Origin of the sequence: Cytobacillus sp. FSL M8-0252 (genome assembly GCF_038007345.1) — a bacterium.
Classification (GTDB): domain Bacteria; phylum Bacillota; class Bacilli; order Bacillales; family Cytobacillaceae; genus Cytobacillus; species Cytobacillus kochii.
Window position 1 is genome coordinate 3,342,823 of the sequence record NZ_JBBOWZ010000001.1, and the last position, 13,526, is coordinate 3,356,348.

The 13,526-nt window shown below is 36.3% G+C and carries 12 protein-coding genes; 2 read left to right on the plus strand and 10 right to left on the minus strand.

Features of this window, described 5'->3' with window-relative positions; translation table 11 throughout:
- Positions 1 to 46 precede the first annotated feature (46 nt).
- The 8 genes from dtd to MKX83_RS16870 all read right to left on the minus strand — a co-directional run bounded on the left by dtd (position 47) and on the right by MKX83_RS16870 (position 10,209).
- Positions 47 to 487 (minus strand): D-aminoacyl-tRNA deacylase, encoded by a 441-nt coding sequence (gene dtd / locus MKX83_RS16835; RefSeq protein WP_095372445.1) that lies wholly within the window; start codon positions 485 to 487, stop codon positions 47 to 49.
- 17 nt (positions 488 to 504) lie between these two features.
- Positions 505 to 2,700 carry a RelA/SpoT family protein gene (locus tag MKX83_RS16840; protein WP_095372444.1) on the minus strand — a complete coding sequence of 732 codons (2,196 nt, stop codon included), beginning with the start codon at positions 2,698 to 2,700 and terminating at the stop codon, positions 505 to 507.
- Positions 2,701 to 2,976: 276 nt separating this feature from the next.
- Positions 2,977 to 3,489, minus strand: a complete 513-nt coding sequence (locus tag MKX83_RS16845) for an adenine phosphoribosyltransferase (protein ID WP_095372443.1) — start codon at positions 3,487 to 3,489, stop codon at positions 2,977 to 2,979.
- Positions 3,490 to 3,507: 18 nt separating this feature from the next.
- Entirely contained in the window at positions 3,508 to 5,847 is a 2,340-nt protein-coding gene (gene recJ, locus MKX83_RS16850) for a single-stranded-DNA-specific exonuclease RecJ (RefSeq protein ID WP_341056600.1), read from the minus strand.
- A 51-nt stretch (positions 5,848 to 5,898) separates the two neighbouring features.
- The gene (locus tag MKX83_RS16855) at positions 5,899 to 6,240 is read right to left on the minus strand and encodes a LapA family protein (protein ID WP_095372441.1); all 342 of its coding nucleotides are present in this window, start codon (positions 6,238 to 6,240) and stop codon (positions 5,899 to 5,901) included.
- Between the two features lie 11 nt (positions 6,241 to 6,251).
- Positions 6,252 to 7,151, minus strand: a complete 900-nt coding sequence (locus tag MKX83_RS16860; RefSeq protein WP_095372440.1) for a cation diffusion facilitator family transporter — start codon at positions 7,149 to 7,151, stop codon at positions 6,252 to 6,254.
- A gap of 271 nt (positions 7,152 to 7,422) precedes the next feature.
- Positions 7,423 to 9,690 carry a protein translocase subunit SecDF gene (secDF, locus tag MKX83_RS16865; protein WP_341056601.1) on the minus strand — a complete coding sequence of 756 codons (2,268 nt, stop codon included), beginning with the start codon at positions 9,688 to 9,690 and terminating at the stop codon, positions 7,423 to 7,425.
- Between the two features lie 231 nt (positions 9,691 to 9,921).
- Positions 9,922 to 10,209 carry a post-transcriptional regulator gene (locus MKX83_RS16870; RefSeq protein ID WP_233435379.1) on the minus strand — a complete coding sequence of 96 codons (288 nt, stop codon included), beginning with the start codon at positions 10,207 to 10,209 and terminating at the stop codon, positions 9,922 to 9,924.
- Between the two features lie 131 nt (positions 10,210 to 10,340).
- Between MKX83_RS16870 and spoVB the strand changes: the two genes are divergently transcribed.
- A complete protein-coding gene (gene spoVB, locus MKX83_RS16875) occupies positions 10,341 to 11,897 on the plus strand; it encodes a stage V sporulation protein B (RefSeq protein ID WP_095372437.1) in 1,557 nt (518 codons plus the stop codon).
- Between the two features lie 66 nt (positions 11,898 to 11,963).
- Here spoVB and MKX83_RS16880 read toward each other — a convergent pair whose 3' ends face one another.
- Entirely contained in the window at positions 11,964 to 12,626 is a 663-nt protein-coding gene (locus MKX83_RS16880; RefSeq protein ID WP_095372436.1) for a DUF421 domain-containing protein, read from the minus strand.
- An 88-nt stretch (positions 12,627 to 12,714) separates the two neighbouring features.
- Between MKX83_RS16880 and MKX83_RS16885 the strand changes: the two genes are divergently transcribed.
- Positions 12,715 to 13,161, plus strand: a complete 447-nt coding sequence (locus MKX83_RS16885; RefSeq protein ID WP_307312773.1) for a TIGR04086 family membrane protein — start codon at positions 12,715 to 12,717, stop codon at positions 13,159 to 13,161.
- A gap of 65 nt (positions 13,162 to 13,226) precedes the next feature.
- On the opposite strand, the gene yajC is transcribed toward MKX83_RS16885, so the two are convergent.
- On the minus strand, positions 13,227 to 13,502 hold the full coding sequence (gene yajC, locus MKX83_RS16890) for a preprotein translocase subunit YajC (protein WP_095372435.1): 276 nt from the start codon (positions 13,500 to 13,502) through the stop codon (positions 13,227 to 13,229).
- Positions 13,503 to 13,526 lie beyond the last annotated feature (24 nt).

Here is a 13,526-nt window from a genome sequence, read left to right on the forward strand (position 1 = left end):
ATCAAATCCCCTTCAATCAAGATTTGTTCAGGTTGGGTCTTATTTTTTATTTACTTTCTAAAATGAGTGTAACGGGACCATCATTGGTGAGAGATACATCCATCATCGCACCAAATTCACCTTTTTCTACGTGGACACCTTTTTCCTCAAGCATTTCATTAAAGCGAAGATAGATGTCTAACGCTTTCTCAGGGCGTGCAGCATTCATGAAGTTAGGGCGTCTCCCTTTACGGCAGTCCCCATACAGGGTGAATTGAGATACAGAAAGAATTTCACCTTGTATATCAAGTAATGACCTATTCATTTTACCTTCTTCATCATCGAACACACGAAGATGAACGATTTTATCAGCTAAATAAGCAGCATCTTCAAACGTATCCTCATGGGTAATCCCAACAAGCAAAACAAAGCCATGCGTAATGCTACCAGTTATTTTTTCACCAACAGTCACTTTGGCTGCTTTACTTCTCTGAACAACAATTTTCAAAACTCTAGCCACTCCTTTTAATTCATAATTCGACGAACCGCATATACATCGGGTATCTGCTTAATACGCTCTACCACTTTATGCAGATGGTTTACATTATGAATAGAGATCGACATATTGATTGAAGCGGCTTTATTCTTGTCCGAACGACCTGTTACTGCAGATATATTTGTTTTCGCTTCATTTACTGCCTGAAGCACTTCATTCAATAATCCACGTCGATCATAGCCAGTAATTTCTATTTCTACATTATACTCTTTCTGATCATTTAAAGCGGTCTCCCACTCAACAGGTATAAGTCTTGCTTTCGCATCATCTGTATTAATATTCGTACAGTCCGCACGATGGACAGAGACACCTCTACCCTTCGTAATAAATCCGACAATTTCATCACCTGGTACCGGATTACAACAACGCGATAAACGAATAAGCAAGTTATCAATTCCTGATACGCGTACACCTGATTCACGTTTTTTCGCTTGAGGAAGCTGTTTCAATTCGCTTACAGCATTGGATATATCTTTTTTACCTTCAAGGTCTCTTTGCTTTCTTAACTTTTCAGTTAGGCGATTGGCTACCTGTAATGCCGTAATGCCATTGTATCCAACTGAAGCATACAAATCTTCTTCAGATGGGAAATTATATTTTTCCGATACACGATTTAGATTTTCTGCGGTCATAATCTCTTTTACTTCAAAATCCATATTACGAATCTCTTTTTCGATTAATTCGCGCCCTTTTTCAACATTTTCTTCTTTTCTTTGCTTTTTGAAGAATTGTCTAATCTTATTTTTTGCTTGTGAAGATTGAGCTAATTTAAGCCAGTCTTGACTTGGCCCATAAGAATGCTTAGAAGTTAATATTTCAACAATATCCCCTGTTTGCAACTTATAATCAAGTGTTACCATTTTACCGTTTACTTTCGCACCAATCGTTTTATTACCTATTTCTGAATGAATTCTATAGGCAAAATCTATTGGTACTGAGCCTGATGGTAGTTCAATGACATCTCCTTTAGGCGTAAAAACATAGACCATATCAGAAAACAGGTCCATCTTAAGCGATTCCATAAACTCCTCGGCACCAACCGAATCATCTTGGAAATCCAATATCTCTCTAAACCATTTTAATTTATCTTCAAATGAAGAATTTTCATCGACCTTTGTTCCTTCTTTATAAGCCCAATGAGCAGCGATACCAAATTCAGCTATTCTATGCATATCAAAGGTACGTATTTGCACCTCTAATGGATCTCCTTTAGGACCAATAACTGTTGTATGCAATGATTGATACATATTTTGCTTAGGCATCGCAATATAATCTTTAAACCTGCCTGGCATTGGTTTCCAATGCGTGTGGATAATACCGAGAACAGCATAACAATCCTTTATGCTATTTACCACAATCCTTACGGCTAGTAGATCATAAATTTCATTGAATTGTTTGTTTTGTAGAGCCATTTTTCGATAAATGCTATAAATATGTTTAGCTCTACCAGAAATCTCAGGTTCAATGGTTACGTCGTCCAGACGATCTCTCATCATCGCAATAACATCTACTAAATATTGTTCCCTCTCTGCTCTCTTCTTCTTCATCAAGTTAACAATTCGATAATATTGCTGCGGATTCAAGTATCTTAAAGCTGTATCTTCTAATTCCCACTTAATTTTAGAAATTCCTAGTCTATGAGCAAGCGGAGCAAAAATCTCTAAAGTTTCGTTCGAGATTCTTCTTTGCTTCTCAGCAGGTAAGTGTTTTAACGTCCGCATATTATGAAGTCTATCTGCAAGTTTTATTAAAATCACTCTAATATCTTGTGCCATGGCAACAAACATTTTACGATGATTTTCTGCTTGCTGTTCTTCTTTTGATTTATATTTAATCTTCCCCAGCTTTGTTACACCATCTACAAGCATAGCAACTTCTTCACTAAAATGTTCCGCGATATCCTCTAAAGTGGATTCAGTATCCTCAACAACATCATGAAGAAAGCCAGCTGCTACTGTAGCTGGGTCCATTTCCAGGTCCGCTAATATTCCCGCTACTTGAATAGGGTGAATAATGTACGGTTCACCTGATTTACGGTATTGTTCACTATGAGCAGACTTAGCGAATTCGTAAGCTCTTTTGACGAACTGGGCATGCTCTTCATTCAAATATTCTCTTGTCCTATCGATGACTTGTTCGGCGGTCAACACCTGATCGTTCGCCATGGAATCACCTTTATCCCAAATTATTTTTAATAACCATAACCATGTGTAATATCTTCTTTTCCTTATACAAAATAAATATATATCATTAAGAAAAAAGAAACGATTGTTACTATTATCGAAAAAAATAACATAGATGTAAAGAGCTAGCGTTTTATTTTTACAAAAAAACGTAGAATTTGTCGAAATTACTAATAATTAATTCCAATTTCTCCTTAATTATCCTAAAAATAACTATTAATAAAAAAAGAGAACACATATAGTGCTCTCTAGAATCTATTAATAAGTCATTAAAGTTAAAACATCATAATCCTTTAATTTCTCTTTACCATCTAAATAGCTTAACTCGATTAAGAAGGCAATACCTGCAACAACTCCACCTAGTTCTTCTACTAATTTTATTGTTGCCTCAATGGTTCCACCTGTAGCTAGAAGATCGTCCGTGATTAATACGCGTTGACCAGGCTTAATCGCATCTTTATGGATAGTTAAGACATCTTTACCATATTCCAGACCATAATCTACTTTTACCGTTTCTCTAGGTAGTTTACCTTCTTTACGAACAGGTGCAAATCCTACTCCTAAAGAATAAGCTACTGGACATCCAATTATAAATCCACGCGCTTCTGGCCCGACAACAAGGTCAATCTGTTTTTCTTTCGCATAAGTAACAATTTGGTCTGTTGCATATCTATAAGCATCACCATTATCCATTAATGTAGTAATATCTTTAAATGTGATACCTGGTTTTGGCCAATCCTCTACTATAGTAATATATTGTTTTAAATCCATCTTCTTTCCTTTGCCTCCTCAATTCACATAGGCATTCTGAAGCAGCCCATCAAACCAATCTTTTAATTGACCTGCTTTTGAATAAAGCAATTCATTTTCTAACTTCACTTGTTGTTGCTTTATGCAAAAAGCCTGTGATTCCGATAAATCTCTCTTTTGTTTTGCATCACTAAGAGAAATCATCCCATTATCTATTTTAACAAATTCTAGTTCAAAAAACACTTCAGTCATAAAATCAATATAAGAAACTTGCCAGCCTTTAAATTTAGCTACCTCTGCTTTTCTTTCTTCAAGGTTAAAAGGCCCTCTCTTAGCAATGAGCGCATAGTACCATTTAAAATGGTCACGGTTTGGAGTCGCCATAGAGAATATATCATTTGTTTGATAGAAATGACAATAAATTCTTTCTGGACTTTTCCCACGCAAAATAGCCTCTAGTCTTTCCTTTTGTGGTGGTAAATCACAAAAAACCACATGCTTACCATCTAATATAATATTTTCTGCCTCTTCGTCAGACAGAATCAACGATACATTGGGATTATAAGGTAAAAATTTTTCATGATTTTCCTTATTAAATACGATCCATTCAGAGGTTTCATGATGGACATGTGTGACAATTGTGTCTAAACGTTTAGCGCCTCTAATATCAAATAATTGCCATTCTTGTATACGTATATCTTGGATAAAGACTTGTGGCTTCTTTATATTATTCCATTCGTTAATAGAAAGTTCCCCTACAATAGCAAGACTAGCATCCATAGAAATTTGTTCTGCGTATTCTCCAAATCCAAATCCAATTCCATCCAATGTCACATCATTATCTTCTAATGTAATCTTCAGATGTGTTTTATTGGTCCCAATTCTCTTTAACAGACTGACATTCGCCTCTTTTAACATTACTTTCGGCTTAGGATTATCAATACCAAACGGTGCCAATTGTTGTATTTCAGCGATCATTTCTAAATTAACATCAGCTACCCTTAATTCAGCATCTAGATTAGTAATCGGTATAAAGTCATCTTCGTTTAACTGTTCCTTCGCAAGCTGGATAAGCCTTTGACGAAGTATGTCAACATCATCAAGTTTCAAGGTCATTCCTGCAGCCATTGGGTGACCACCAAAATGAGGAAGGATATCTCGAGATTGCGACAGATTATGAAACAGATCAAAGCCAGTTATACTCCTCGCAGATCCTTTAGCTATTCCTTGTTGTGAATCGAAACTTAGACATATAACAGGACGATAATATTTCTCTACTAGCCTTGAAGCCACAATTCCAACAACCCCAGGGTTCCAACCTTCTTTACCTACTACAATGACCGGATTTTCCTCAATTGGATATTCCGCCTCAACTTGTTGAATCGCTTCTTCAGCCATGGTATGAACAATTGATTGTCGCTCTTTATTCATTTGGTCGATTTCTTCAGCTAATGCTTCAGCCTCAAGCGCATCTTCAGTTAATAACAATTCCACTGCAGGGTCCGCAGAATCTAATCTACCTACAGCATTTAATCTTGGTGCAATCGTAAAGCCGATTGTCTCTTCTGTCATCTCTGCTAATTTGACATTAGCTAACGATATTAATGATCTGATACCAAGATTCTGTGTTGATTGCAGCTTTTTAAGACCTTTCTTCACAATTAACCGATTTTCATCCGTCAATGAAACAAGGTCTGCAACTGTACCAATTGCAACAAACTCTAATAAATCATTTGGCACATTACCTAATAGAGCATGAGCAAGCTTAAATGCTACACCAACTCCAGCAAGTTCTTTGAAAGGATAACGACTGTCAGGAAGTTTCGGATGAATGATTGCCAGACACTCTGGCAAGACAGGGCCTGGTTCATGATGATCCGTAATAATTAAATCGATTCCCATTTCTTTAACCGCTTGCGCAGGTTCGATAGCAGCAATTCCTGTATCAACAGTAATAATTAACGAAACACCGATATCACTAGCATATTGAAATGCCGGAACATTTGGCCCATAACCTTCCGTAAACCGGTTAGGTATGTAAAATTGCACATCTGCTCCTAGTGATGTTAATGTTCTCATCATGACAGTAGTACTCGTAACACCATCGGCATCATAGTCTCCAAAAATCATAATCGATTCGTTATTTTTAATCGCTCGTTGTATACGCGAAACAGCCAAATCCATATCATTTAATAAGAAAGGATCGTGAAATTCTTTTTTTTCATCAAATAAAAAATACCGTGCTGATTCGACGGTATTAAAGCCGCGATTAACAAGTAATGTAGCCAACGCAGATGAAATATTTAATCCGTTTATGAGTTCCTCTACAGAGGCTTCATCTGATTGACGAACATTCCAACGCGTTTTAGAATGTAACATACGTTCACCCCTCAACTTTTACATTATACTAGAGCGTCGCATTCGTTTCAATTATTCTTTGTTGTTGCTTACCTTTAATTGTTTAGCATCATGAAATTCACTTTTCACTTGATGAGTTTTATCTGCTTCTTTTTGTCCCTCATTTCCTTTAAGCGCTACTAACTGTTTTTTCAACGATTTAACTTCTCTTTGTAAATTAAAAATTTTTATTAAACCGACTGAACTAACAATGAGACCTCCCATTAATACAGAACTTAAAATAACGAGAATCAGCGGCCAACTACTTTCGCCGAATAGATAATTAACCGTAACAGGATCGACGTTAATAACAGCAAAAATAGCGACAATTAATGTAAAAACAATACTGAGTAATATAATCCATTGATTTTTCATTTATTCCCCTCCTATGTATGATCATATGGAATCATTTGAATAAAAACGTTTTGCACTTGATGAAAAGCCATTAGTTTTTCTTTTGCATTTTTTACAATGAGATGACCGTCTTCAACAGTGAGAGATGGGTCTACGGCTATCTTTAAATCAATAATTAAGTAATGCCCATGCTCTCTTGCATGCAGCTCTTCTATTCGTTTAATTCCTTCTACTTTATCGACAGCAGAAAATAGATAACTTGATGCCTCAGGGCTTAACACATGATCCATTGTATTATGAATGGCTTCCTTCCCTAGTTGAAAAGCCATATGGAGAATCATAAAAGCTACTACTAAACCAATGACAGGGTCCGCATATTCTAGCCAATTGAGCCCTAATTTTCCTCCTATAATCGCACTACCTATACCAATTAATGCAGCTAATGAGGAATAGACATCTGAGCGGTGTTCATAGGCATTTACAATAAGTGCATCACTATTTAACTCTTTTCCCAGTTTAAACTTATATCTAAACATTCCCTCTTTTACTAGGATGGAAACAATCACAGCAATAATCGCGTATACCTTCGGAGCTTCAACAGGTTGAAATAATGATTGAAATGATGATATGAAAATCTCAATACCAACAAAGAATAGAAATACAGCAACAATAATTGCAGCAATTAATTCAGCTTTACCGTGTCCATATGGATGGTCCTCATCTGGAGGCCTTTTAGCTGCAATTAAGCCAATATAAACAGCGAGTGAACCTGCTACATCAGATGCTGAATGGATCGCATCCGCTATTAAAGCTTTACTACCAGAGTGAACTCCAATTACCCATTTGAAAATAGCTAGGGCAATATTTGCCCCCATTCCTAAAATTGCTGCATTCTCGGCCCGTTTAAACCTCACTTCTTTCTCAACAAGCATTTAAAAATCCCCCTCTTGATCATTCATCTACCTATTATTTCCATAACAACTAAAATCATAACCATAACTAGAGCGTGCCTCCTACTTTAACTAATACTGACTCTAAATGGAGGGGATAAAAAACGAGAGCAAACAATAAAGACCTAGCAATACCACCTATATACCTTACTAAACCCATACTTGCGATTTAGCAATGAATATAGTGACATCTATGTTATAAAAGCGATAAAAAAAGCATCTGCCATTTTATGCAGATGCTTGATATCTTCTTTTAAACTTGTGGTTCGTCCGTTTTCTGTTTCTTTTCTTTATAAGTAATTAATACACCATGCTTTTTCAGTTGCATACCTTTCCATGATAGCCACATTTGTGTCGCAAGGAAGATAGATGAATAAGTACCGGCAATTAACCCTATTAATAAAGCAATATTAAAGTTACGTATCGCTTCACTACCAAATATCAACAGTCCGAGTACAGCTAGTACGACTGTAATAATGGTATTAATTGATCGACCCAGCGTTTGCCGCAAACTTTGATTAGCTATTTGCGCAAGCTCCTCAAAGGTTTTAATTTTCTTCTTCCTAACCATATTCTCACGTATGCGGTCAAATGTAACGATTGTATCATTGATTGAATAACCAACAATGGTTAAGACAGCAGCTATAAATGTAAGATCCGCTTCTAGCCTTGTCACACTAAATATAACAACAATAAAGAAGGCGTCATGCAATAAAGCTAGTACTGCGGCTAAAGCCATCCTCCATTCGAAACGGATGGTGACATACAGAATAATTCCTATGGCCGCTATGGCTAATGCTTTTATTGCATTCATCGCTATTTCTTTACCTACTGTTGGGGTAACAGTACTAATGTTAGGAATACTTCCATATTCATCTTCTAGTTGTGATTGATACTCAGCAATTTGTTCTTTATTGAATACCTCGTCTTTTATACGGGCGACACCAATTTCATTATTATTACCGGAAATAACGATATCGTCCGTTTCTATACCTATTTCTGCTAAAGATGCTTGATAACCGTCTTCCGTTAACGGCTCATTAGACATTTGCTCAATTCTTGTTCCTTGTGAAAAGTCAATGCTCAAGTTTAAGCCGAATATAAAGAGCATAATAATTCCTAGGACGATCATCAAGCCAGAAAAACTATAGTATTTTTTCCGATGTTTAACGAAGTCAAAGCGGTCAAATTTAGTTGTTAATTCTACTGTATCTAGGTTTTCATTTAATTGGTGTATATCTTTCTTATGAACACCGAACATGCCTGGCATGTTTTTAAACAGGTTACTATTTACACATAACCAGAGTAGTAATCTAGCTCCGTATACAGCCGTAATGAAACTCATCAAAATACTTAAAATTAAAGTCGTAGCAAACCCTTTTACAGAACTTGTCCCATAAATAAACAATACGCCAGCTGCTAACAATGTCGTTAAATTGGCATCAAAAATAGTTGATAAAGAGTTTTTACTACCTGCTTTAAATGCAGCTTTAATCGAACGGCCCACTCTTATTTCATCTTTTATTCTTTCATAAGTAATAATATTTGCATCTACTGCCATACCCACTCCAAGAATTAATGCCGCCACACCAGGTAATGTGAGTACCGCATTCATCAGATTAAATACGACTAATGTCAAATATAAGTAAACAGATAAAGTGATGACTGCAATGACTCCAGGAAGTCGGTAATAAGCAATCATAAAGATGAAAATCGCAGCAATACCTATTATTCCGCCAATAATGGTTTTATCTAATGCTGACTCACCAAATTGTGCACCAACAGAAGTCGAATAGACTTCATCTAACTTAACTGGTAATGAGCCTGCCGATAATAAATCAGATAAAGTTTTTGCTTCTTCTAAAGTAAAGTTACCTACAATTGAAACCGAATCTTGATTAAATACTTGACTCACTTGTGGGGCTGATAAGTATTTAGGATCTTCTTTTGTCGCTTCTTCGGCGAATGAATCTCCTTCTTCAAAATCTAACCAAATGACCAGTAGATTCTCCCCTGCTGGTTTGTTTACAATTTCTTGAGTAACTTCTCTAAACTTATCCGCACTCTTTAACTTAATAGAGACGCTCGGACGACCATTTTCATCGAATGTTTGTGATGCTCCCCCTTCAACAAGGTCACTCCCATCCATCAACACATTATCATCCACGTCTCTAAACGTTAGATTGGCCTCAGTTGAAAGCATTTCCCTAGCTTGCTCTTGATCTGTTACTCCAGCCAGTTGCACCCTAATGCGGTTGTCCCCTTCAATTTGAATATTGGGTTCACTTACACCAAGGACATTAATTCGGCGATCTAGGGATTGTGCTGTTGCTGACATTGCAGCTTGGTCAATTTCTTGGCCTTCTTTTGCAGGCGACACCTCATAAAGCACTTCAAACCCACCTTGCAAATCAAGACCAAGCTTTACATCTCCTAAAATATCTTTCGAAGTGAATCCCATCAAACTTGCAAATAAAATAATGATTAGAAAAAATGATAGAATTCTGCTACGCTTTACCATTATGTATATTTCCTCCTCACTTTCCAAACAAGCCCAAATATTGAGCTTTTTACCGTGACTTTTCTAACAGGATAAACGAAGTAAATATGATTATAACCGTTTAATGAAAACCTTTCTCAAGCGCAATATTATTATTATGAAACAAGAGGAAGGGACTGTCAATTTTATCAACATAGTTGTTGAGATAAACGTTTATGACTAGAGTACTAAGTGATGGATAACTAACTCGTTCTATTTTAGTAATTCCTTCATTTCCTCAGCATTTTCCAGAGAAAATTCTGTGTCCATATAAGCTTCAACAGTTGTATAGTTAATAAATTCTCCAACTTTTATCCCTAAAACATCTTCCACAATTTCAAATAATCGTATCGTTGATTTAGGTGTTTTCCACTTTTTCTTCTTTAAGTATTCCCATAATTGCGCTCTTGTCACATGTTCATATCCAAGAAAGCGAAACTCATCGATTTTTACATCAATTGCAGGTTCTACCTCTTCGAAAAAAATATCATAGGCATGCATTTTCAAATTCAACTCTCCTTTTTTTAAATATAACTCACTTTAATTACGAAAGCTTGTCATGCTTTGTCCATCTTCTTGCATATAGATTAATTGTATATGAATACCTTTCATTTGAGAAGGCAGGGTGTACAATGTCGAAATTTATTCAAGGAACGATTATTCTCTTATTTGCTGGACTTGTAACTAGAGTACTCGGGTTTATTAATCGGATTGTCATCGCAAGGTTCATTGGAGCTGAAGGTGTCGGTCTTTATATGATGGCTTTTCCTACATTTATTCTAGTCGTAACAATTACACAGCTTGGTTTACCCGTAGCAATTTCAAAAAATGTGGCGGAAGCGGAAGCAAGAGGAGATACGGAAAAAACAAAAAAAATCCTCATTGTTTCATTAGCTAGTACATTATCATTATCGATCTTATTTACACCAGCTTTAATTTTATTAACTCCCTATCTTTCAGAGCATTTATTAACAGATAACAGGACGCTATATCCATTATTAGCTATCGCACCTGTTGTGCCGATTATTGCCGTCTCTTCTGTCATACGCGGATATTTCCAAGGTAAGCAAAATATGAAGCCGGCCGCTTATTCACAACTTATTGAACAAGTTGTAAGAATCACATTAATTGCTGCACTAACTAAAGCATTTTTGCCATACGGGATTGAATATGCTGCAGCGGGAGCTATGCTTGCATCCGTAATTGGCGAATTAGCGTCACTCATTTATTTACTAGCATCATTTAAATTAAAAAAGAAGTTTAAGGTACGAAGACAATTTTTCCAACATATCCGTAAGGGCAAGGATACGTTTAAACAACTTATGGAAGTGGCATTACCTACGACTGGAAGTAGAATGATCGGTTCTGTCGCTTGGTTTTTAGAGCCAATTGTTGTAACTTATAGTCTTGCTATAGCTGGTGTTTCTACTATTGCTGCTACAGAAGGATATGGTGCCTTAACCGGATTTGCTCTTCCTTTGTTAATGCTACCATCATTCATTAATATGGCGCTCTCCACCTCACTCGTACCTGCCATTAGCGAAGCGAAAGCAGTAAATAACTTTCATTTAATTGAATATCGTCTGCAGCAAGCATTAAGGATTTCTTTAACCACAGGTGGTCTTTCAGTTGTAGTTATTTATATTCTGGCTGAACCATTAATGACTGTCATGTATGGTTCGACAACAGGTACCGACTTCCTAAAATTAATGGCGCCTCTTTTCCTATTCTACTATTTCCAACAGCCACTGCAGTCTGCGCTACAAGCCCTAGATTTAGCACGTGCTGCCATGATCAATAGCCTGATTGGTGCGGTTGCTAAAATTGCGGTTATCTTTATTCTTGGAAGCCAGCCTGCCTTTGGTATTACAGGAGTAGCGCTCGGGTTAATTGTCGGCTTTGTATTAGTTACTCTACTGCATTTCGCCACTTTGTTAAAAGCCATTTCTTATACCATTCATATGCGTGAATACTTAATCACATCGGGCGCTATGCTCCTAACCGGTTATATCGGATATATTACAATTAAGTACCTAAATTTCACCATCGTACCTACTATCCTATGTGGGGCAATGATTATGAGTTTACTCTATCTAATCATCATGATTTTCACAAAGCTCATTAGAAAAGGTGATGTACAAGGACTTCCGGGAGTCGGTCAGTTTTTAGCGAAATTTATGTTTAGATAGCCTTCATATAAAAAACTGAGTGACTAGATTTACACACTCAGTTTTTTCTACCCATGAACATCTTTTCTATTTCTCATCAATTAAATCAATATAAAATGTATTATTTTCAAAACTACATAAGGACACCCTTGAAATATCATGAACCCCTTTTTCCTTTAATTCTTTCTTCAACCATTCTTCATCCTTATTGATTAATGCTAAGTTTTCACTATTTATTCTCCCGTCCATGACAAGAGGAAGGGTAAATGTTGGGGTAAGGTCCGCTTGTGATGACTGATTGCTCTTTTCAATCACAGACAAGCTCCCGGATACCTCTAGTATTGCATATTCGACATCAGATATAAGTGAAATATCTTTTTCACGTAGTTGCATAAGGAGATCATCTAAATTGTAGCGCAGTTTTTTCATCGCTTTCTCATCAATCTTCCCTTTATTAATTAAAATGACTGGTTTTCCATCAACAAGATCCCTCATTTTCTTACTTTTTAAGGACCAATAGGCGGAAATAATCTGTACAACCATCAGAATAAGCATAGGAAGAATATTCCTAAATAATTTCTCGTCACTCTTCTCAATCGCAACAACTGCCAACTCAGCAATCATTATCGAAATGACTAAATCAAGTATACTAAGCTCACCAATTTCCCTTTTCCCCATGATACGATAGATGATAGTCATTAAAACATATAGTAAAATCGTTCGAAATATAACAATAAAATATTCTTCCAACATAGCCACCTCTTTAAAGATTAGCTTGTACAGGACTTCTCAATTTAATCAAATAGAGTAAGAAATATTTTATGATTTTGCTTCTATTTTGCCATCCGAAGAATATGCTTGTACAAAGGAATTTTATCAAAAGAGAAAGGGGAGGTTTCCAATCGAAGAATCGAAGGCATTAGGGACTTCCGTTTTACATGGCCTTATAGCCATTTTCACATTGGCAATTGTTAGTAGTTTTATTTTCGCTCTTATATTGAGGTTTACTTCCTTACAAGAGTCTTCTGTTCAATATGTAATGACAGCCATTTCTTTTATTGCCCTCTTTACTGGAGGTTTCATTTCAGGTGGGAAAGGAAAACAAAGGGGATGGATGCTCGGCGGGATAACTGGTGCGATTTATACAATCATTATTTTTTTATTCCAATATCTCGGTTTTGATAAACTATTTAATCCTCAACAAATCGTATACTTTATTTGCTATATTCTCATTGCAATGATGGGTGGTATTTTAGGTGTAAACATGAGTTCAAAATCAAAATAGGAGTTAAGTGAAAATGAAAAAAGCTGTTTGAAGTAGAGAAACTACTTCAAACAGCTTTTTCATTCTTAAACGGTACCGGGAGCTGATTCAGTTACTTCACGAATAGCTTGACGGTCGTATGTAAGACGGCTTCCATCGCCACACTTGATAACGACTTTGTCCTCATCGATTGCATCTACAAAACCATGTAAACCACCGATTGTAACTACTTTATCGCCTTTTTTCAGACTATTCTGCATTTGATTAACCGCTTTTTGACGTTTTTGTTGTGGTCTGATTAAAAGGAAATAAAACAGCACAAACATAATGACTAACGGCCCAATAGTAGCTAAAATATCCATATTCTCTTTTCCCCTCCTTTCAAG

Coding starts and splice junctions, on each gene's coding strand:
- MKX83_RS16840 (WP_095372444.1), bottom strand. CDS start 2,700: ATGGCGAACGATCAGGTGTTGACCGCCGAACAAGTCATCGATAGGACA.
- MKX83_RS16845 (WP_095372443.1), bottom strand. CDS start 3,489: ATGGATTTAAAACAATATATTACTATAGTAGAGGATTGGCCAAAACCA.
- recJ (WP_341056600.1), bottom strand. CDS start 5,847: ATGTTACATTCTAAAACGCGTTGGAATGTTCGTCAATCAGATGAAGCC.
- MKX83_RS16855 (WP_095372441.1), bottom strand. CDS start 6,240: ATGAAAAATCAATGGATTATATTACTCAGTATTGTTTTTACATTAATT.
- MKX83_RS16860 (WP_095372440.1), bottom strand. CDS start 7,151: ATGCTTGTTGAGAAAGAAGTGAGGTTTAAACGGGCCGAGAATGCAGCA.
- secDF (WP_341056601.1), bottom strand. CDS start 9,690: ATGGTAAAGCGTAGCAGAATTCTATCATTTTTTCTAATCATTATTTTA.
- MKX83_RS16870 (WP_233435379.1), bottom strand. CDS start 10,209: ATGCATGCCTATGATATTTTTTTCGAAGAGGTAGAACCTGCAATTGAT.
- spoVB (WP_095372437.1), top strand. CDS start 10,341: ATGTCGAAATTTATTCAAGGAACGATTATTCTCTTATTTGCTGGACTT.
- yajC (WP_095372435.1), bottom strand. CDS start 13,502: ATGGATATTTTAGCTACTATTGGGCCGTTAGTCATTATGTTTGTGCTG.